This is a genomic window from Microbacterium esteraromaticum, from assembly GCF_017303215.1.
In the GTDB taxonomy this organism is placed as follows: Bacteria; Actinomycetota; Actinomycetes; order Actinomycetales; family Microbacteriaceae; genus Microbacterium; species Microbacterium esteraromaticum_C.
This window is the reverse complement of sequence record NZ_JAEMWU010000001.1, coordinates 870,252-890,135: the sequence shown is the minus strand read 5'-3', so window position 1 is coordinate 890,135 and position 19,884 is coordinate 870,252. Positions and strand designations below refer to the sequence as shown.

Sequence of the window (19,884 nt, the reverse complement as noted above, 5' to 3'; positions counted from 1 at the left end):
CGGCATACCCGCTCTGTTCTTCCCCGTCATTACCCCTGAGAAAGGCCATCATGTTCACCACCTCCGGCACCCGCTTCCTGCGGGACGGCGAGCCGCACCTGATCGTGTCGGGAGCGTTCCACTACAGCCGCGTGCACCCCGATCAGTGGGCCGACCGGCTGCGCCGTCTGCGCGCGATGGGCGCGAACGCCGTCGAGACGTACGTGCCGTGGAACTTCCACGCGCCCGCTCCTGGCGTGTACGACTTCTCGGGGGCGGCCGATCTGGAGCGCTTCCTCGACACCGCTGCCGCCGAGGACCTCGACATCCTGGTGCGCCCCGGCCCGTACGCCTGCGGTGAGTGGGAGAACGGCGGCTTCCCGGGGTGGCTGCTCGCCGACCCCGGCATGCGCCTGCGCACGAGCAACCCGGCGTACCTCGCCGAGGTCGACCGCTGGTTCGATGAGATGATCCCGCTGATCGCCGCCCGCCAGTATCCGGAGGGCGGACGCGTCATCCTCGTGCAGATCGAGAACGAGTACGGCTCGTTCGGCGACGACCTGCAGTATCTCGAGCACCTGCGCGACGGATTGCTGGCCCGGGGCATCACCGTGCCGCTCGTGACCAGCGACGGCCCCCGGATGAGCTGGTTGCTCGCCGGCACTGTCGAGGGTGCTCTGCCGACGATGAACTTCGGATCGCGCACCGCCGAGCACCTCGAGACCTTCGCCGCGGAGTTCCCCGACACTCCTCCGATGTGCATGGAGTACTGGCACGGCTGGTTCGATCACTGGGGCGAGCAGCACCACACGCGCGCCCCCGAAGAGGCTGCCCATGAGCTGCGCACGATGCTCGCCGGCAACATGAGCACGAACTTCTACATGGCCGTCGGCGGCACCAACTACGGGCTGTGGAACGGCTCGAACCACGACGGTGTGATCCAGCCGACCATCACCTCGTACGACTACGACGCACCGATCGGCGAAGACGGCTCGCTGTCGCCGAAGTTCCACGCGTTCCGCAGCATAATCGCCGAGTACCTTCCGGTGCCCGAGTTGCCCGCCGATCTCGCCGTCGCACCGCCGGCGCTGACACCGCGAGACCTCCCGTTGACGACGTCGGGCGTGCTGACGTGCGACGACCTGCAGGAGCTCTCGCTGGCCACGGCACCGCAGGTGCCAGGGCTGCGCACCGTCACCGAGCCCGTGCCCGAACCACCCACGTTCGAACAGCTCGGATTGGAGCGCGGGATGCTGCTGCTGCGCTCCGAGGTCGCCCACGCGGGCGGCACGGTTCCGGTGCGCCTGCACGGCCTGCACGACCGTGCGCACGTGTTCATCGACGGGCGGCTGGTGGGCATCGTCAATCGCGATGAGGGCACTCCCGAGACGCTTGAGATCACCGCCGAGCGGGGTGTGCTGCGTATCGACGTGCTCGTCGAGTCTCAGGGACGCATCAACTTCGGGCCACTGCTGGGCGACCGCAAGGGGATTCTCACCGGCGTGTGGTGGGGCAACCGCTTCATCAACGGCTGGCGCGCATACCCGCTCGCCCTCGATGTCGTCGGCGCAGCCGTCTCCGCGCTGTGCACGCAGGACCGCCCGGCGCCGCAGGCCGACGGCCTGACCTATCGACAGTATGAGCTGGCGGTAGGTGCCGACGAAGCGGGCACGGATGCCAACATCTCGACGGCGCAGCGCGGTCGCGGGTTCCTGTGGATCGACGACAGCATGCTCGGGCGGTTCTGGCACATCGGCCCGCAGCAGAGCCTGTACTGCCCCGGCCCGCTGCTGGCATCCGCCGGTTCCCACACCGTCACGGTCCTCGAGACCGACCCCTCACCGACGGTCACGGACGGCGGCATGAGCCTGCTGGCGCGCCCCGACCTCGGCGAACCGGCTCAGCCATGACCGGCGGCCGGCGCCCGAACGTCGTCCTGATCGTCGCGGACCAATGGCGCGGCGACGCGCTCTCTGCGGCAGGGCACCCGGTCGTGCGCACCCCCGTGCTGGACGAGCTCGCCGCACGGGGCGTACGGTTCGACCGGGCGTACTCCGCGACCCCGACGTGCGTCCCGGCCCGTGCCGCGCTGCTGACCGGGCAGTCGCAGGAGCGACACGGTCTGGTCGGCTACGTCGAGGGCGTCGACTGCACGCTCGCCCAGCCCGTCACTCTGCCCGGCGTCTTCCGCGATGCGGGCTATCAGACTCAGGCGATCGGCAAGATGCATGTCTGGCCGCAACGCGCGCGTCTGGGCTTCGACGATGTGCAGCTGCACGACGGGTTCCTCCACCACGCCCGTCGGGAGCACGGCGGTCACCTGGAGCCGATCGACGATTACGTGCACTGGCTGCGCCGACAGCCGGGGGTGAGCGCCGACGAGGAGTACTTCGACCACGGCGCCGGATGCAACTCGGTGGTAACCCGCCCCTGGGACAAGGCCGAGCACCTGCATCCGACGAACTGGGTGACCTCGACGGCGGGACGCTTCCTCGAGCGACGCGACCCCACGCAGCCGTTCTTCCTGTACCTGTCATATCACCGCCCGCACCCTCCCTACGACCCGCCGGCGTGGGCTCTGGAGCAGTACCTGGCGGCCGAACCGCACGCCCCGGTGCGCGGCGACTGGAACGGGGTGTGGGACGCCCATCGCAACGATGGCGGGCATCAGACCTCGCTGGGCGATATGCCCGACGACGTCATCCGGCGGGCCCGGGCGGGCTACTACGGGGCGATGGCGCACGTCGATCTGCAGATCGGCCGGTTCCTCGAACTGCTGGCGCAGGCGGGCGAGGCCGAGAACACCGTGGTGCTGTTCACCAGCGACCACGGCGAGATGCTCGGCGACCACGACATCTACCGCAAGGCGGTTCCCTATGAGGGTTCGGCCCGCGTCCCGCTGATCGTCGCGGATGCTCCCGCGCGCGCCGGCGGCGCGGCGACCAAACGAGTCAGCTCGGCGTTGGGCGAGCTGCGCGACGTCATGCCCACCCTGCTGGAACTCGCGGGCATCGAGGTACCCGACACCGTCGACGGAGCCTCGCTCGCCAGCATTGTGACGGGCACCGCGGATGACACCGCGCACCGCGACTGGCTCCACGGCGAGCACGTCTACTGGGGTCAGTCGCTGCAATGGGTCACCGACGGGCGCTACAAGTACGTGTGGGCATCCGGTGACGGGGTCGAGCAGCTGTTCGATCTCGTCGAGGACCCCGATGAGACAACGGATCTGTCGCGCGACGAGAGCGCGCGCGACGCGCTGCTCCGGTGCCGTGCGCAGTTGATCGCGGCGCTTCAGGACCGTCCCGAGGGCTTTGTGCGCGACGGGATGCTGCAGACGGGCGTCGCCGTCTCCGCAGTGCTGCCGCATCTGCGCGAGGTGCTAGACGCAGGATGACCGCCTCGCACCGCACCGCCCGATGAATGAGTGAAGCGCCGCCCGGTGGGGCGGCGCTTCACTCGTCTTCTGCGGAGGGTGTGGGATTCGAACCCACGGGACATCTCTGCCCACTGGTTTTCAAGACCAGCTCCATCGGCCGCTCGGACAACCCTCCATCACCCGATCCGCATCGGGCGATCAAGGGTCGAGTCTATCCGTTTCCCGGCGATGCCGATGCCAGACGGTTCAGAGCAACGTGCGCAGGGCGACGGCCAGTCCGCCGTCCTCGACCATGCCGGTCAGCTCTCCCGCGGCGTTCTGCACCTCGTCGACGGCCTGCCCCATCGCGACGGCTCGTCCGCCTCCGGCGAGCGCCCACGAGAACATCCCCAGATCGTTGCGACCGTCACCGGCCACGAGCACGCTGTCGCGGGGCGCCTGAAGCTGTGCGCACACGCGCTCGAGCGCCGTGCCCTTGTCGACGCCCTGCGGGGCGATGTCGAGCCACGAGGTCCAGCCGATGGCGTACGAGACCTCGTTGAGGCCGGCGGCAGCGACGACGCGTTCGAAGTCGGCCTCGTCATGTTGCGGCGAGACCACGACGACGCGCGAGACCGGCCGGGTGCCGAGCTCGTCGAACCCGACCTGGCGGCCGCTGTCGGGCGACCACTCGTCGATGCGCCCGGTGTAGAGCCGCTCACCCGACGCGAGCTCGACCATGTAGTTCGCCTCGGGCAGGTGCGAGCCGAGCAGCTCGAGAACTGTATTGGGGTCGAACACCTCGACCCGCCAGCGCTGCCATTCACCGTCGACCCGACGCATGATGACGGCACCGTTCGAGCACACCACGTATTCGCTGGTCAGTCCCAGCATCTCGTGCACGTGCTGGGTACCCGACCAGCTGCGACCGGTCGCGAGCATCACCTCGTAGCCGGCTGCACGCACCTCGGCGACGGCGTCGAGCACACCGGGGCTGGGGGTCTCGTCCTGCAGCAGGATGGTGCCGTCGATGTCGAGGCCGACCAGGCCCCGCGGCGTCACGCCTCGCCCTCGTCGGCCGGGGGCGTCCACCCGAGCGGGCGCAGCACGTCGATGCCGCCCAGGTACGGGCGCAGCACCTCGGGTACGGTCACCGAGCCGTCGGCCTGCTGGTGGGTCTCCAGCAACGCCACGATCCACCGGGTGGTGGCGAGCGTGCCGTTCAGGGTGGCGACGTTCGTCGTCTTGACCGTCTCGCCCGCGGCATCCGATGCCGGACGGTAGCGCACGTCGAGGCGACGCGCCTGGTACGTCGTGCAGTTCGAGGTCGACGTGAGCTCGCGGAACGCACCCTGGGTGGGCACCCACGCCTCGATGTCGAACTTGCGGGCCGCGCTCGAGCCGAGGTCGCCCGCGGCGACGTCGATCACGCGGTAGGCCAGCCCGAGTGCGGTGAGCATCTCTTCTTGCAGAGCGACCAGACGGTCGTGCTCGGCCTCGGCCTCACCCGGCGTCGTGTAGACGAACATCTCGAGTTTGTTGAACTGGTGCACGCGGATGATGCCGCGGGTGTCCTTGCCGTGCGAGCCCGCCTCGCTGCGGTAGCAGGTCGACCAGCCGGCGTAGCGCAGGGCGCCGTCGCCGAGGTCGAGGATCTCGTCCTTGTGGTAGCCGGCGAGCGGCACCTCGCTGGTGCCGACCAGGTACAGGTCGTCCTTGTCGAGGTGGTAGACCTCGTCGGCGTGCTCACCGAGGAAGCCGGTGCCCTGCATGATCTCGGGACGCACCAGCGTGGGCACGATCATCGGCGTGAAGCCGTTCTGCAGCGCCTTGTCGAGCGCGAGGTTCATCAGCGCGATCTCGAGGCGCGCACCGATGCCCTTGAGGAAGTAGAAGCGGGCACCAGAGACCTTTGCCCCGCGCTCCATGTCGATCGCCCCGAGCAGTTCTCCCAGCTCGAGGTGATCGCGGGGCTCGAAGTCGAACGCGGGCACGTCGCCGACGCGGCGCAGCTCGACGAAGTCCGCCTCGCCGCCGGCCGGGACACCGTCGATGATCACGTTCTCGATGCGGTCGAGAGCGGATGCCGCGGCCTCGGCGGCCGCACCGGCTGCCTGCTGCGCCTGCTTGACGCGATCAGCGAGCTGCTTGGCCTGAGCGACCAGCGCCGCCTTCTCGTCCTTGGGTGCCTTGGCGACGGTCTTGCCGAAGGCGTTCTGCTCGGCGCGCAGCTCTTCGAACGCGCTGAGCGCGCTACGGCGCGATCGGTCCGCCTCCAGTGCCGCATCGACCGTCTCAGGCGCGTTTCCGCGGGCGATCTGTGAACGACGGACGAGCTCGGGCTCGTCACGGAGAAGGGCGAGATCGATCATTGTGCAAGTCTAGCGAGCGCGTCCGACGGGCGTTCCGCCGTAGAGTGGCCGCATGACGGCATCCGGGAGCGAGCAGCGGCACGCGGCTCTCGTGCTCAACCCCATCAAGGTCGACGTCCTCCGCCTGCGCACCTCTCTCGAATCGCGTTCTGCGCTGCACGGCTGGGAGCCGCCGCGGTTCTACGAGACGACCGTCGATGACCCCGGCACCGAGGCTGCCCGCCGCGCCCTGGCCGATGGCGCATCGGCCGTCCTCGTCGCCGGCGGCGACGGCACGGTGCGGGCCGTCGCCGAGGCGATGGCGGGCAGCGACGTGCCATTCGCGGTGCTGCCCGGAGGAACCGGCAACCTGTTCGCACGCAACATGTCTCTGCCGCTCACCCAGCCCGAGTCGATGATGAATGCCGTCTTCACCGGCTTCACGCATCCGGTCGACATGGGGTGGGCGATGCTCACCCGCGACGATGGCTCCGAAGACGAGCACGGCTTCGTCGTTCTCGCGGGCATGGGGCGAGACGCCGACATGATCGCCAAGACCAACCCCGACTTGAAGAAGTCGGTCGGCTGGGTGGCCTATCTCGACGGCGCCGCGCGGTCGTTGCCGGGAGCGAAGCCGTTCCGGATCGTCTTTCAGGTCGACGACGGCAAACTGCATTCGGCGAAGGTGCAGAGCATGCTGTTCGCGAACTGTGGCGCGCTGCCGGCGGGGATCGCACTGATGCCCGACGCCTCGCTGGACGACGGACAGCTCGACATCGCGGTGATCCAACCCAGTGGCCCGCTCGGCTGGCTGGGCCTGTGGCGCAAGATCTGGTGGGACAACTCGGTGCTGCGCCGCAGCCGCGCCGGCCGACTCGTACTGCAGCGTCGCGGTCGCGACGCCTCGATCCGCTATCTCACCGGAGGCACAGCCGAAGCGGCGATGGTGTCACCGACCTCGATCGAACTCGACGGCGACGAGTTCGGTGCGGCGGTGCGCATGCGCTGCCGGGTGCAGCCCGGCGCACTGAAGATCGTGCTGCCCAGCGGGCACGACACGTCGGGCTTCTGACGGGCGCGGCTCTCGCGAGGGCTGGGGCGGATGCCCGTGATCAGTCCTGCACGGGCACCGTTGCGTCGAGGTTGTCGCCGACGAGCGTCAGCTCGAACGGGCCGTCGACGTGCTCCATCGGCAACGTGATCGTCGTCAGGCGCGGCACGAAGTCCATCGTGCACGGGCGGTCGATGGTCTGGAAGGTCACGGTCGCTCCAGCATCCGACTGCTCGATGTCCTCGATGATCGGCTGGCAGGTCGACGATCCCCACGTCAGCAGCACGACGCCGTCGTCGGCGAACCATCCGGCCGATGGCCCGTTCTCGCTCATACCGTCGGGGGCTTCGGCGAGGCCGTCGAGGTCGGCGTCCTCGGTAGCGGCACCGTAGGCGATCGCGATCTCGACGTCCTGGGTGACATCCACGCCCTCGGGCACGGCGACGAACGTCGCGCGGGGCACGAGATCGCTGGTGCACGGCTGGTTCTCATCGCCGTCGCTGAGCGCGACCGAGATCATCTGACCGTCCGCCGAGACGTCATCGACGATCGGAACGCAGCTGGAGGATCCCCAGGTGACGACGCCGATCGCTCGTCCGCCGTCGAGCCAGGCGGCCTCGACATCGTCGCCGATGACGTCGTCATCGGGCGCCGTGGTGGTCGTCCCGCCGTCGGTGCTGGTGGGAGCGGGCGACTCGGGCGTTACGGTGCACCCCGCGACGAGCAGCGTCGCCCCGGCGAGGGCCAGAGCCGACAGGACGATTCGCATTCGAGAGGCGGTCATGCGCTCAGAGTACCCGACCGGTTGCGCGCCGCACTCAACGGGTCATTGCAGTGCGGAGGTCAGCCGGGCGAGGTTGTCGAGCACCGTCGAGCGCAACGGCTGCTGCATCCACTCGTCGAGCGTCAGCTCGCGGCTGAGCGTGCGGTACTCGTCCTCGACGACGCGCATCTCATCGACGAACTCCTCGCCGCGCACGAGCATCGACACCTCCAGATTGAGGCCGAACGAGCGCATGTCCATGTTGCTCGACCCGATCACGGCGACCTGGTCGTCGATCGTGAGGCTCTTGGTGTGCAGGATGTACGGCTTGGGGTAGAGCCAGATGCGCACACCGGCGCGTAGCAGGGCCTCGTAGTAGCTGCGCTGCGCGTGATAGACCATCGCCTGGTCGCCCTGTTCCGAGACGAACAGTTCGACCTTGACCCCGCGGTCGACGGCCGCGGTGACCGCCAGCAGAAGTGCCTCATCGGGCACGAAATAGGGGCTGACGATCATGATCTTGTCGTTCGCCGCATACAGCAGTGCGAGGAACAGTCGCAGGTTGTTCTCGGCCTCGAACCCTGGGCCGGACGGCACGATCTGACAGTCGAGGTCACCGGTGCCCGGCTCGACCCGGCTGATGTGGATGCCCTCGGGCACCCGATCGGTCTCGGCGTAGTAGTCGCTCAGGAAGACGGCGTTCAGGCTCGAGACGACGGGGCCGTCGACGCGCACCATCAAGTCGATCCAGTGCAGCCCCTGGCGGATGTTCTTGGGCAGGTTGTACGACGAGTCGGTGACGTTCTGCGATCCGAGAAAACCCGACCGTCCGTCGATGACCAGGAGCTTGCGGTGATTGCGCAGGTCAGGGCGCTGAATGTGGCGGCGCAGCGGTTGTACGGGCAGCATCAGGTGCCAGTCGGCACCCATCGCCTCGAGACGCCGCAGGGTCTCTCGATAGCGTGGCTTCCAGCGGTTCGCCCAGTAGTCGAGCAGCACCCGCACGGGGATCCCGCGGGCAGCCACCTCTTCCAATGCACGGAAGAAGTTGTCGGTGGACTCGTCGCTCTGCAGGATGTAGAACTCGACGTGCACGTACTCCTGCGCCGTGCGGATCTCGGCGGCCATCGCGTCCAGCGACTCCTGGTAGTCACTGATCAGGTGCACGCCGTTGTCGCCCGACAGCGGCAGGGCACCGAGGTGCTTGTTCATCGCCACCAGCGGCGGGAACCAGTCGGGCGCATCGGGCCGCAAGGTGCCGAAGTTCAGAAAGCTCGCCGCCTCGGCGATGTACGCGTTGATGCGCTCCTGCTTGCGGCGACGGGCACGGGGCAGCTTGGGGTTTCCGATCAACAGGAACAGCAGGACGCCGATGACCGGAATGAAGAAGATCGCCAGCAGCCAGGCCATCGCCGACGTCGGCTTGCGGTTGCGGGGGACGACGATCACGGCGACGACGCGCACGGTGAGGTCGATAACGAGGTAGATGGTGGTGAGCCACAACGGCCAGGCGCTAGTGTTCACCGACCCTCCCCCGTCGCTCCGCTAGCCATCAGAGTAGCGGGCGCGGAGAGAATACGAGCCAACGCCGCGTCAGCTGCGCGGCGGAAGTCCGCGCGCCGCGCGCTCCTGCGCCTCGATCTCGGCGTGGACGCGACGCTCGGTGCGGTCGAAACGGAGGATGCCACGGAGCACGATCACGAAGACGATGCTCACGCCGATGGTCGGCAGCAGCGACCAGGCGGCAGCGATCCAGAAGTTGTCCATACCCTCCATCGTACGCGTGGTCACTGATCACTTGCCCTACACAGCCACGCGAATCCGATGCGTTGTACTCAGCCTCTGGGATTCGCGGGACCTCCACCGCCCGGCGACGCTCACACTCGCTTCATGACCACGATCATCCACGCGACACATCCCGCCGAGTTCCTCGGCCTCGTCCCGGCCCTGGCCGGCTTCACTCCACGGCAGAGCCTGGTGCTGTTGCCGTTCCAGGGCTCGCGCACGCGCGGCGCGATGCGCATCGATCTGCCCGTCGACGGGGCCGACGCCGATGACTTCGCGCACGCCGTGCTACAGGCGCTGCTGCAGGTGCAGAACGTCGACGCGACAGCCCTGGTCGCCTACACAGACACCCCGGCCCAGTCGGTGCCCGACGGGATGCTGCTGCCTCACCTGGCCACCGTCGAGGCTGTGCTCGACGTCGCCACGCAGGCCGGGCTGCGCATCGTCGAGGCGCTGTGCGTGACACCCGACGGATGGAGCGACTACCTCGCCGAGGACCCGGCGCTGCACCCGCTCGACAGCATCCCCCGCCCCGACGGCGTGCCGGGCCTCGGCGATGTCAGCGGCGACCAGACCGCCGGCGCCGATCTGCCGCCCAGCAACCTGGTCGAGCGGGAGCGGGTTGGCCGCGCGCTGCGCGAGCTCGAACACATCCTGGAACAGCACCGGCTGGGCCAGGGCCACGCGCTCGGCACGCAGAACCCGCTGGCCCTGATCACCGCCGAAGACGTGCTCGATGACTTGCCCGCCTTCGCCGAAGGGCTACTGGAATCGCCCTCAGGTGACGACGTCTACGGCTGCGCGGCGCTGCTGTGGTGTGTGAACCGACCCGTGCTGCGCGACGCCGTACTGGTGCAGTGGGCCACAGATCTGGCCATGGGCGAGTACGCGCTCGACTCGCAACTGCAGTTCGCCGCCGGCGCGGGCGGGGTTCCCGACGCCGTCGGGCAGATCTTTCTCGGCAAAGGGCCGCGCCCCGATGCCGACCGGCTGGGCTGTGCTCTGCAGGTCGTGCGCTCGGCTGCCGCCCGTGCGCCACGCGGGGCCAAGGTCGGCGCGCTCACCGCGGCCGCCTGGCTGGCGTGGGCATTGGGCCGGTCGTCGCATGCCGGCGCATACGTCGACCAGGCCCTGGCCATCGACCCCGAACACAGCATGGCGTCGTTGATCTCGACCATGCTGTCGTCGGGGATGCTGCCCGAATGGGCCCTGAAGCCTGCTACTTGACCAGCGGGAACAGGATCGTCTCGCGGATGCCGAGGCCGGTGATGGCCATCAGCAGGCGGTCGATGCCCATTCCCATTCCGCCCGACGGCGGCATGCCGTGCTCGAGGGCGCGCAGGAACTCCTCGTCGACCGGCATCGCCTCGACGTCACCGCGCGCAGCCAGCTTGGCCTGCTCGACGAAGCGCTCGCGCTGGATGACCGGGTCGACCAGCTCGGAGTAGCCGGTGGCCAGCTCGAAGCCGCGGATGTACAGATCCCACTTCTCGACGACGCCGGCGATCGAGCGGTGCTCGCGCACCAGCGGCGACGTGTCGACCGGGAAGTCCATCACGAAAGTCGGACGCACCAGGTCGACCTTCACGAAGTGCTCCCACAGCTCTTCGACGAGCTTGCCGTGCGTGGGGTGCGGCGGGATGTCGACGCCGTTGGCCTCGGCGAAGGCGATGAGGTCCTCGACCGAGTCCTGCGGGGTGACGGTACGACCCGACGCCTCGGAGAGCGAGTCGTACATCGACACGCGGTCCCATTCGCCGCCGAGGTCGTACTCGGTGCCGTCTGCCCAGGTGACCGTGGTCGAACCGGCCACGGCGATCGCGGCGTTCTGCACGAGCTCCTGCGTGAGGGCTGCCATCTGGTTGTAGTCGCCGTAGGCCTGGTAGGCCTCGAGCATCGCGAACTCAGGGCTGTGGGTCGAGTCGGCACCCTCGTTGCGGAAGTTGCGGTTGATTTCGTACACCCGCTCGATGCCACCGACGACGGCGCGCTTGAGGTACAGCTCGGGCGCGATGCGCAGGAACAGCTCGGTGTCGAACGCGTTCGAGTGCGTGATGAACGGACGAGCGGACGCCCCACCGTGCTGCACCTGCAGCATGGGCGTCTCGACCTCGAGGTAGTCGTGCCCGGTGAACGTCGCCCGCAGGCTGGCGTTCACGGCCGCACGAGCGCGGACGGTGCTGCGAGCACGGTCGCGCACGATCAGGTCGAGGAAGCGGCTGCGCACACGCGTCTCCTCGTTCAGCTCGCCGTACACGTTCGGCAGCGGCAGGATCGCCTTCGACGCAATCTGCCACTGGTCGACCATGATCGACAGCTCGCCGCGACGGCTCGAGATGACCTCGCCGTGCACGAAGACGTGGTCGCCGAGGTCGACGAGCTCCTTCCACGCCGCCAGCGACTCGTCGCCGACGTTCGCCAGCGACACCATCGCCTGGATGCGTGAGCCGTCACCGGCCTGCAGCGTGGCGAAACAGAGCTTGCCGGTGTTGCGGCTGAACACCACGCGCCCCGCGACGCCGACCATCAGACCGGTCTGCGTGTCGGGCTCGAGATCACCGTACTCGGCGCGCAGCGCCGGGATGCCGTGCGTGACGGGCACACCCACCGGGAACGCCCCGCCGCCGGCATCCGCACGGTTCTCGATCAGCTTCTCGCGCTTGGCCAGCCGCACCGCCTTCTGTTCGAAGACGTCGTCTTCGAGAGCGGGTGCGGGGGTCGGCGCGGGCGCGTCAGTCATGGGTGGGGCTCCTTGATGAAAAGTCAGCCCCAAGTCTACCGACCCCGCTGTCGCACGCCGGAGTCGGATCGGCCGCGCAGGCTAGCCTCGTTGCATGCGTCGTCTCACCGCCCTGATCGCCGTCGTGCTCGGACTGCTGACCGTGGCGTTGCTGCCCTCATCCGCCGTCGCGGACGTCGACGACTTCTCGTACTCGTCGTGGGATGTGCGATTCGACGTGTCTCTCGACGACGAGGGTCGCGCGGTCGCCCACGTCACCGAGACCCTGGTGGCGGCGTTCCCCGACTTCGATCAGAACAGGGGGATCGTGCGCGGGTATCCGCAGCGGTACGAGGGCGCGGGCGTGAGCCTCGATATCGTCTCGGTGACGGATGCCGCGGGCCAAGACGTGCCGTACGAGACCGAGATCGATTCCGACAGCGAAGTGCTGTACGTGCTCACCGGAACGGATGACTACGTCCGCGGCGAGCAGACCTACGTCATCGAGTACACGATGCGCGACGTCATGGTCACCGGTGAGGAATCCGGCAACGACGAGTTCCACTGGGACATGCTGGCCCTCACGAGCACCCAGGCCGTCAACCGCTTCCACGCCGAGATCGCCTTCTCTGCCGACCTCGCAGCACAGCTCACCGGCGACACGGCCTGCTACGAGGGCTTCGAGCACGACAGGGCACGCTGCACGCTTTCGGGCCCTGTCGCGCAGGACGGCGCCCAGGTGTTCTCGGTGTCATCGGGCGCCCGTGCCGCCGGCGACGGCGTGACCGTCGCGATCGGCTTCGCCCCTGGCACGGTGACCCAGCCCGCTTCGCGCCAACCGAGCCCGCTCGCCGACTACGGCACCGCCGCTGTCGGGGGCCTCTCGGCTCTGGCAGCCGCGGGCGCGTGGGTGTCGGTGGCCCGGCTCGCACGTCGGCGGCGCACAGCGACGGGAATCATCATCGCCCAGTTCGATGTTCCAGCGGACCTGCCGCCGCTCACGGCCGCAGCGCTGCTGCCGGGATCGCAGAACCCCGTTCCGGCACAGCTGGTGCACCTCGCAGTGCACGGCGCCATCCGCCTCGAGGGCGAAGCGGACGATGACCGCCCCGCGGTGCGACTGATCGACCGCGACCTGGCTCCGACGGCGCTGGATCGGGCGGCAGTCGACGCGGTGTTCGAGGGCGAGCGCGCACCGGGAGCGTTGCGCTTCATCCCGCGCAAGAGCACCGAGTTCGCCAAGCGCATGACGAAACTCACGAAGAAGGGCACCGCCCAGGCGGCCGCGCGCGACTTGACGACGAAGGAACGCAGCCGCGCCGCCGTCGTGTTCGGGTGGATCTCGGTGGGGCTCTTCGCCGCGGCGCTCGGCCTGTTCATCTGGTCGACGACGCTCGACCGCGAACTGCTGATCCTGGGAATTCTCGCGATGATCGTCACGTCGGCGATCGCGTTGGTCTCCGCGTTCGTGGCGTTCTCGAAGCACACGGTGCTCACCCCGGCAGGAGCCGAGATGTACGAGTACCTGCTCGGCGTGAAGGAGTTCATCCGCGTCGCCGAGACCGATCGGCTGCGCATGCTGCAGTCGTATCGGGGCGCAGAGCGTCGCAGCGACGGCAGCGTCGACGTCGTGCACCTGTACGAGAAGCTGTTGCCGTACGCGATGCTGCTCGGCGAGGAGAAGACCTGGGGCAAGGTGCTCGACACCGCGTACGAGAACGATGACCGCAGCCCGGGTTGGATCGGCCTCTCGACAGGGGTGTCGATCAACTCGCGACTGTCGGACTACTCGTCTTCGGTTCACTCGGCGTCGACCTACACGCCTTCGTCGAGCTCGGCAGGCGGCTCGACGGGAGGCGGGTACTCAGGCAGCGGCGGTGGCGGCGGGTTCTCGGGCGGGCGCTGACGCACCGTTTCAGAGAAGAAGTCTTGCTCGGGCTCGCGTCGTCAGAGCTCGGGCGGCGTGCCCAGCGGGTCGGACTCATCGCGCAGCGCGCGCTCGACCGCCGACGACACCAGCGCCGACAGATAACCCCCGGGATTGTCTACGCCGATACCGCGCAGCAGGCCCGTCGCCTGCTGCACGATCGAGCGCGAGAACTCGGATGCTGTCGCGATCGCTTCGGCGTAGGCGGCGCGGTCGTGTTCGGCGATGATCACCGGTTCGCACCCCATCTCGACGGCGAGCGCCTGCGCGATCGGCAGAACGGCTGCGGGTGCAGTGACGCCCGCGAAGGATGCCTGCAGCTGACGCAGGTCGACCGACGTGCCGTTGAACGTGATGGCGGGGTGCACGGCCAGCGGGATCGCGCCGCGCTCGGCAGCGGGGCCGAGCACATCGGTGCCGTAGGCGGGGTCGGTGTGCAGCACGAGCTGACCGACCTGCCAACCTCCGACGTCGGCGATGCCCTGCACGAGCCCCGGTAGCTCGGCGTGCGGCACGGCGATCACGACAAGCTCGCTGCGGCGCACGATCTCGACCGCGTCGAGCACCGGGACGCCGGGCAGCACCGCGGCGGCACGGTCGTCATCCGATCCGCTGGTGATGCCGGTGATCGCGTGGCCGACCCCCGCGAGCGCGGCCCCGATGACGGGCCCGACACGTCCCGCGCCGATGATGCCTACGCCGAGGCGTCCCGGTGCCGCCATCTCAGTTCTGCTCCGGTGCCGGCGACGTCACCGGCGGGTAGGGCGCGACCGGCTGTGGCGGTGTGACCGGCTGCTGCGGTGCGCTCCCCGCCGCATCCTGCTCGCCCCAGCGGTGACTGTGGTCGCTGGTGACAGCATCCACCGCCGCGCGGGCGACCTCGTCGATCAGTGCCTGCGCGTCGTCGCGTTCCAAGGCCGACAGCGTCGCCGAGACGGGGCCGGTCACCGTGTGGGCCTGCATCGAGGCCACGTTCTGCGCGCGCGAGATCGGTCCCTGTGCCACCGAGATGCCCTGCATGCGGGCGAGGGGGAAGATCGCCAGCTGGCGCCACATCCAGCCCTTGCGCAGCAGCAGCGCGCCGGGCACGACGGCCCAGCCGTGACGCTTCCAGCTGAACGGGTGCCGCCAGGCAGCACGTCGCGGAACAGTGCGGAACGCGTCGTCGGATGCTGCGCCGATGACCCCGTGCTCCCACAGGTGCGCAAGCTGCTCAGCGGTGATGTCGGGGAAGATCAGTTCGAGCACCCGCTCGACGTCGGCGCGCTTGCCGACCGGCAGCACGACGTTGAACTGTTGGGCGCTGCTCGACTGCGCCTGCGACGCCGACTTGCCGGTCATGCGGTTGATGCGCACGGTCCACCAGCCGAACGGACGCCACAGCAGTGACTGCGACACCGAGACGGCGAAGATGCGGCCCGGGGGCAGGGTCTCGGTGATCGTCGTGAGCAGGCCGAACGTCAGGCGGATGCCATTGCTGGTCGGCGCGATCGAGTAGCGCAGCGAGCGCGAGATCTGCGCCCAGGTGATACCGACCACGGCGATGACCAGCGGGATACCCATGCCGAGGGATATGCCGACCATCGCGATGACGATCTCGACTCCGGTCTCACCATCGGCGGTCATGCCGAAGTAGGCCGCGGCGAGTGTGACGACGAAGATCCCGCCGAAGAAGAGCACCCACAGAGCGGCCGAGATCAGTTGGGATCCGACCAGTCGTCCGGTGGGGATCTTCACGACGCTCTCGGGCGCGACATCGGCCAGGTCGACGCCCTCGATCATGCCGGCGACGCCGGCGTTCATCGACCCCACGAGCTGTTCGCGCACGCCGCCGTGACCCGCTGACGCGGCCGCCGGTCCTCCGGCGGCCGCCAGGCGTGCCGAGCGGGCGCCGGAGGCGAGACGCAGAATATCGGCCCGCACGGATTCGGCCTTGGCCGTCGCGAGGTATTCCAGGTCGACGTTCGAGTCGGCCCCGGCGCCGACAACCTCGACCTTGGCGAGTCCGATCAGGCGCGCGGGGAACGGGCGGGTGAGGTTGACGCCCTGCACGCGGTCGAGCGGCGCGCGGCGCTGCGAACGGAACAGCATGCCTTTGCGCACCTCGACGTGCGAGCCGGTGATGCGGAACTGGTGAAAGCGCCATACCACCCAGAAGCCGATGATGAAGGCGACCACAACACCGACGACGATGAGCAGGGCGAGCAGCACGAGGTTGTTCGCCAGTACCCAGTCGACGGGGTCACCCGGGTAGTCGGTGTAGTCCACTTCGTCGGGCGCGAACCGCTGCACGAAGAAGTTGATGATGCGGTCGCGCATGTTCGAGATCACGATGCCGGCGACGACGATCAGCACCAGCCCGCCCTTGAACAGGGGCGTCAGCGGATGCATGCGGTGCCAGGCACCGTCGGCGAGGCTGGAGTCGCCGCCCTCGGGCAGCACGGTGGCAGGTGCCGGCGATGCCTCGGGGCCGGGAGCGGAGGGAGTGCTCACAGGCCGGTCCGCCTCGTCTCGGCGACCTCGATCAGCGTGTCGCGCAGCGTCTCGGCAGCGGCCTGGGTGAGTCCGGGGATCTGCACGCCGGTGGTGGCGGCGGCCGTCACCATCTTCAGCTGCGAGACGCCGAAGGCGCGGTCGAGCGGGCCGTGTGTGATGTCGACCAGCTGCAGGCGACCGTAGGGCACGGCGACCATGCGCTGCCAGATGATGCCCCGACGGAAGACGATGTCATCGGCGCGCAGCATGTAGCCAACGGCCTTGGCCTGACGCGGCAGGATGACCATGGTGATCAGCGTGATGAGAATCACGATGCCGGCGGGGATCCACGCCCAGGTCTGATGGAACACGAGCACCAGCACGAGCGCGGCGGCTGCGATGCCCACCACGAGCAGCGCGTTCTGCAGCAGTTGCGAGACGACGTAGCGCGGCGAGATCTGGTGCCAGGTGCCGTCCAGCGCGAGCGCCGACGCACTGCGCGGCGTGCGCAGCTCGGAGTAGGTGCCGTCGTCGAGACCGGCCGGCGCGGCCGGTGCGGCAGGCGCGGCGGGGACGGCAGGGGGTGCAGGTGCGGCGGGGGCGGATGCCGGTGCCGAGCCCTCTGCAGCCGCGGGCGCGGGCGGAACCGGGGGCGCAGACGGCGGAACCGTGGGCGCAGCCGGCGGAACCGGTGGTGCGCCGAACGGGTTCGGGTCACTCGGCGTGGGCGTCTGGCTCTCGGTCATCAGGGTCCTTCGGCAGCGTGCAGAACTGTTCCGCGACGAGCGCGACCCCGACCAGCACCAGCGCGCCGACGACGAGGGCGATCATCGCCACCACCGACCCTACCGGCGCGGGGATCGGTCGGGTGAGCAGGAACGTCAGCAGGCCGGTACCGAATCCGGCCAGAAGTGCGCCGAGCAGGCTCGACGCCCGCGCCAGCGTGGCCGCGCGCACGGCACGGAACGGATCGATACGCGTGCCCCCGCGGGTGCTGCGGCGCACGGGCCAGGCCAGGGCCAGCACGGCTGCGGCGATCAGCACGAGCAGCACCGGCAGGAACGGCGAGGGCGTGAACGTGGCACGGCCGGTGATCGTCAGCAGGTGGTCGAAGCCGAAACCGGCGCCCGCGCCGAGCAGGGCGAGCACCGCCAAGACTGCGGCGGACGTACGCTTCACTGGCCGCCGTCCTTGAGGCGCCTGACCAGTTCGTCGACCCGACCGGCCCCGGGCAGCACGGCCTCGGGGTCGAGGCTGAGCCAGGGTTCGAGCACGAAGAGCCGCTCGGCGGCACGCGGGTGCGGCACCATCAGGTGCGCGGCGGTGCTGACGAAGTCGCCGTAGGCGATCAGATCGAGGTCAAGGGTGCGATCGCCCCAGCGCTGCCTGCGCACGCGCCCCTGTTCCTCTTCAACGGCGTGCAGCATGCCCAGCAGCACGGATGGCGCGAGTCTCGTCGTCATCAGCGCCGCAGCGTTCAAGTACGGGGGCGCATCGGGGTCGGGGCCGTCGGGGCGGATGGCGACGGTCTCGATCGGCTCCGACATGCGCAACGCGTCGACCAGGGGCAGGCGCCGCAGCCGCTCGGCGGCGCTGCGCAGCATCTCGCCGCGATCACCCTCGTTCGAACCGAGGGCGATGACCGCGACCTCGGGCTCCCTGCCCGGTCGCGGATCGGGCATCCCCTCCAGGTGGGTGAGGCGACGATCCATCAGGCCCTCCCCCGGCGCACAGTCACCGAGACGTCGGTGAACGTCTGGGCGATCGGGGCATGCGGCTTGTGCACAGTGACGGTGACATGCTCGACGCGCGCGTCTTCGAGCGCGGCGTCGGCGATGCGCTGCGCGAGCGTCTCGATGAGGTTCACGGGTTCGCCGGCGACGATCGCGGCGACCCGATCGGCGAGTTCGCCGTAGTGCACGGTGTCGGTGACGTCGTCGGATGCCGCGGCGCCGGCCAACGGCACCCGCAGGGTCAGATCGATCGTGAAGTCCTGACCATCGCGCCGTTCGTGCTCGAACACCCCGTGCCGACCGAACACGGTCAGTCCGGTGAGCGTGATCTCATCGGCGGTCATGCGTGTCTCCCTCCCAGGCGCGGGCGACGGCGAGCGCATCGCGGGTCGCGGCGACGTCGTGTACGCGCACGGCCCAGGCCCCGGCGCGGGCAGCCAGCGCGCTGGTCACCGCGGTCGCGAGGTCTCGGCGCTGCTCATCGGCATCCGCGCCGAGCACCTCACCGAGGAACCGCTTGCGCGAGGTGCCGATCAGCACCCGGTGTCCGAGTGCGGCGATCTCGTCGAGATCGCGCAGCAGCTCCCAGTTCTGCGGGCCCGACTTCGCGAAGCCGACGCCCGGATCGACGATCACTCGGGATGGCGCGATGCCCGCCGCTGCGGCGGCGGTGACGCGCTCGTGCAGTTCGGATGCCACCTCGCGGGCCACCCGGCTGTACTGGGCCCGTGCGTACATGTCGGCCGACGGCCCGCGCCAGTGACCGAGGGCGACGTCGGCGTCGAGGTCGGCGATGGCCGACAGCATCCGATCGTCGGCGAGGCCGCCGGAGACGTCGTTGACGATGCGCGCGCCCGCGCGCACGGCGGCGACGGCGGTGTCGGTGTTGAGCGTGTCGATCGAGGTCGGCACGCCGGCGTCGGCGAGCGCCTCGATGACCGGCAGCACGCGCGCCTGCTCGACGGCGACCGGCACGCGTTCGGCGCCGGGCCTGGTCGATTCGCCGCCGACGTCGATCACTGCCGCGCCCTGCTCACGCAGACGGAGAGCATGGGTGACTGCGGCGTCGAGGTCGACGTAGCGTCCGCCGTCGCTGAACGAGTCGGGGGTGGTGTTGAGGATGCCCCAGATGATGGTCACGACGACACCCCGTGGGCGCCGCCCGACCCGATCAGGGCGATCAGCTCAGCCCGGGCGATCGGCTCGGTGTAGGCGCCGCGTGCGGCGATCGTGACGGTGGATGCCACGGGCTGGCGTCCCCCGCGCATGGTCACGCACCCGTGTGATGCGTCGAGCACGACGAGCACGCCACGGGTGTCGAGGTGCTCGTCGATGGCATCCGCGATCTGCTCGCCCAGGCGCTCCTGCACCTGCGGACGGGTCGCGAGGGTCTCGACGACCTTGACCAGCGCGCCCAGGCCGACGACCTGCTCACCGGGCAGGTAGGCGAGGTGCGCCACACCCGCGAACGGCAGCAGGTGGTGCTCGCACACCGAGCGGAAGCGGATGTCGCGCAGCAGCACGGCACCCGACGGCAGCGTGTCGGGCGCCGGGCCCCGCGAGATGCTGATGGTGCGTTCGAGGTGCGCGGCGGGGTCTTCGCTGACGCCGGCGAAGAACTCGGCGTACAGCTCGGCCATGCGTCCGGGGGTCTGCTTGAGCCCTGGCCGGTCGGGGTCCTCACCGATCGCTTCGAGCAGTTCGCGGGTGAGTCGCTCGATGCGGGGCTTGTCGACGGTCACG

General features: G+C 69.3%; 19 protein-coding genes and 1 tRNA gene. 5 read left to right on the top strand and 15 right to left on the bottom strand.

Annotated elements, in window-relative coordinates:
- The first annotated feature begins 50 nt into the window (after window positions 1–50).
- Together JF543_RS04065 and JF543_RS04060 are read left to right on the top strand one after the other, a co-directional pair.
- Complete coding sequence (locus JF543_RS04065) at window positions 51–1,889, top strand: glycoside hydrolase family 35 protein (protein ID WP_206821140.1); 1,839 nt, start codon at window positions 51–53, stop codon at window positions 1,887–1,889.
- Window positions 1,886–3,376, top strand: coding sequence for an arylsulfatase (locus tag JF543_RS04060; RefSeq protein ID WP_206821141.1), 1,491 nt, complete (start codon window positions 1,886–1,888; stop codon window positions 3,374–3,376). Before JF543_RS04065 ends, JF543_RS04060 begins: the two co-directional genes overlap by 4 nt.
- Before the next feature lie 72 nt (window positions 3,377–3,448).
- Here the strand turns inward: JF543_RS04060 and JF543_RS04055 are convergent.
- The 3 genes from JF543_RS04055 to serS form a co-directional block, all read right to left on the bottom strand.
- A tRNA-Ser gene (locus JF543_RS04055) sits at window positions 3,449–3,533 on the bottom strand.
- 71 nt (window positions 3,534–3,604) lie between these two features.
- Window positions 3,605–4,399, bottom strand: coding sequence for an HAD-IIB family hydrolase (locus JF543_RS04050; protein WP_206822803.1), 795 nt, complete (start codon window positions 4,397–4,399; stop codon window positions 3,605–3,607).
- Window positions 4,396–5,709, bottom strand: coding sequence for a serine--tRNA ligase (gene serS / locus JF543_RS04045; RefSeq protein ID WP_206822802.1), 1,314 nt, complete (start codon window positions 5,707–5,709; stop codon window positions 4,396–4,398). Before serS ends, JF543_RS04050 begins: the two co-directional genes overlap by 4 nt.
- A 52-nt stretch (window positions 5,710–5,761) precedes the next feature.
- On the opposite strand from serS, the gene JF543_RS04040 reads away from it, so the two are divergent.
- Window positions 5,762–6,760 (top strand): diacylglycerol/lipid kinase family protein, encoded by a 999-nt coding sequence (locus tag JF543_RS04040; protein WP_179409174.1) that lies wholly within the window; start codon window positions 5,762–5,764, stop codon window positions 6,758–6,760.
- A 40-nt stretch (window positions 6,761–6,800) separates the two neighbouring features.
- Here the strand turns inward: JF543_RS04040 and JF543_RS04035 are convergent, their stop codons facing one another.
- The 3 genes from JF543_RS04035 to JF543_RS04025 form a co-directional block, all read right to left on the bottom strand.
- Window positions 6,801–7,523 carry a hypothetical protein gene (locus JF543_RS04035; RefSeq protein ID WP_206822801.1) on the bottom strand — a complete coding sequence of 241 codons (723 nt, stop codon included), beginning with the start codon at window positions 7,521–7,523 and terminating at the stop codon, window positions 6,801–6,803.
- 42 nt (window positions 7,524–7,565) lie between these two features.
- On the bottom strand, window positions 7,566–9,026 hold the full coding sequence (cls, locus tag JF543_RS04030; protein ID WP_206822800.1) for a cardiolipin synthase: 1,461 nt from the start codon (window positions 9,024–9,026) through the stop codon (window positions 7,566–7,568).
- A gap of 69 nt (window positions 9,027–9,095) precedes the next feature.
- Window positions 9,096–9,269: a hypothetical protein gene (locus JF543_RS04025; RefSeq protein ID WP_179409177.1), complete on the bottom strand. Its 174-nt coding sequence runs from the start codon at window positions 9,267–9,269 to the stop codon at window positions 9,096–9,098.
- A gap of 123 nt (window positions 9,270–9,392) precedes the next feature.
- On the opposite strand from JF543_RS04025, the gene JF543_RS04020 reads away from it, so the two are divergent.
- Window positions 9,393–10,514 carry a DUF4192 family protein gene (locus JF543_RS04020; protein ID WP_206822799.1) on the top strand — a complete coding sequence of 374 codons (1,122 nt, stop codon included), beginning with the start codon at window positions 9,393–9,395 and terminating at the stop codon, window positions 10,512–10,514.
- On the opposite strand, the gene lysS is transcribed toward JF543_RS04020, so the two are convergent.
- Window positions 10,507–12,027: a lysine--tRNA ligase gene (lysS, locus tag JF543_RS04015; protein ID WP_179409179.1), complete on the bottom strand. Its 1,521-nt coding sequence runs from the start codon at window positions 12,025–12,027 to the stop codon at window positions 10,507–10,509. The genes JF543_RS04020 and lysS overlap by 8 nt on opposite strands.
- A gap of 94 nt (window positions 12,028–12,121) precedes the next feature.
- Here lysS and JF543_RS04010 point away from each other — a divergent pair, with 94 nt between their 5' ends.
- On the top strand, window positions 12,122–13,912 hold the full coding sequence (locus JF543_RS04010) for a DUF2207 domain-containing protein (protein ID WP_179409180.1): 1,791 nt from the start codon (window positions 12,122–12,124) through the stop codon (window positions 13,910–13,912).
- A gap of 41 nt (window positions 13,913–13,953) precedes the next feature.
- Here JF543_RS04010 and JF543_RS04005 read toward each other — a convergent pair whose 3' ends face one another.
- From JF543_RS04005 to folE, 8 genes are read right to left on the bottom strand one after another with little or no spacing between them, the layout of a single operon-like run.
- The gene (locus tag JF543_RS04005; protein WP_179409181.1) at window positions 13,954–14,655 is read right to left on the bottom strand and encodes a DUF2520 domain-containing protein; all 702 of its coding nucleotides are present in this window, start codon (window positions 14,653–14,655) and stop codon (window positions 13,954–13,956) included.
- 1 nt (window position 14,656) lies between these two features.
- Window positions 14,657–16,426 carry a PH domain-containing protein gene (locus JF543_RS04000; protein ID WP_347401086.1) on the bottom strand — a complete coding sequence of 590 codons (1,770 nt, stop codon included), beginning with the start codon at window positions 16,424–16,426 and terminating at the stop codon, window positions 14,657–14,659.
- A complete protein-coding gene (locus JF543_RS03995) occupies window positions 16,423–17,154 on the bottom strand; it encodes a PH domain-containing protein (RefSeq protein WP_206822798.1) in 732 nt (243 codons plus the stop codon). The genes JF543_RS04000 and JF543_RS03995 overlap by 4 nt, the downstream gene beginning before the upstream one ends.
- Window positions 17,123–17,587, bottom strand: a complete 465-nt coding sequence (locus JF543_RS03990) for a DUF3180 family protein (protein ID WP_179409183.1) — start codon at window positions 17,585–17,587, stop codon at window positions 17,123–17,125. Before JF543_RS03990 ends, JF543_RS03995 begins: the two co-directional genes overlap by 32 nt.
- Complete coding sequence (folK, locus tag JF543_RS03985) at window positions 17,584–18,120, bottom strand: 2-amino-4-hydroxy-6-hydroxymethyldihydropteridine diphosphokinase (protein WP_206550586.1); 537 nt, start codon at window positions 18,118–18,120, stop codon at window positions 17,584–17,586. Before folK ends, JF543_RS03990 begins: the two co-directional genes overlap by 4 nt.
- Window positions 18,120–18,485: a dihydroneopterin aldolase gene (gene folB, locus JF543_RS03980; protein WP_179409185.1), complete on the bottom strand. Its 366-nt coding sequence runs from the start codon at window positions 18,483–18,485 to the stop codon at window positions 18,120–18,122. Before folB ends, folK begins: the two co-directional genes overlap by 1 nt.
- A complete protein-coding gene (gene folP / locus JF543_RS03975) occupies window positions 18,472–19,281 on the bottom strand; it encodes a dihydropteroate synthase (RefSeq protein WP_206821147.1) in 810 nt (269 codons plus the stop codon). Before folP ends, folB begins: the two co-directional genes overlap by 14 nt.
- On the bottom strand, window positions 19,278–19,883 hold the full coding sequence (gene folE, locus JF543_RS03970; protein ID WP_206550589.1) for a GTP cyclohydrolase I: 606 nt from the start codon (window positions 19,881–19,883) through the stop codon (window positions 19,278–19,280). Before folE ends, folP begins: the two co-directional genes overlap by 4 nt.
- Window position 19,884: the final 1 nt, after the last annotated feature.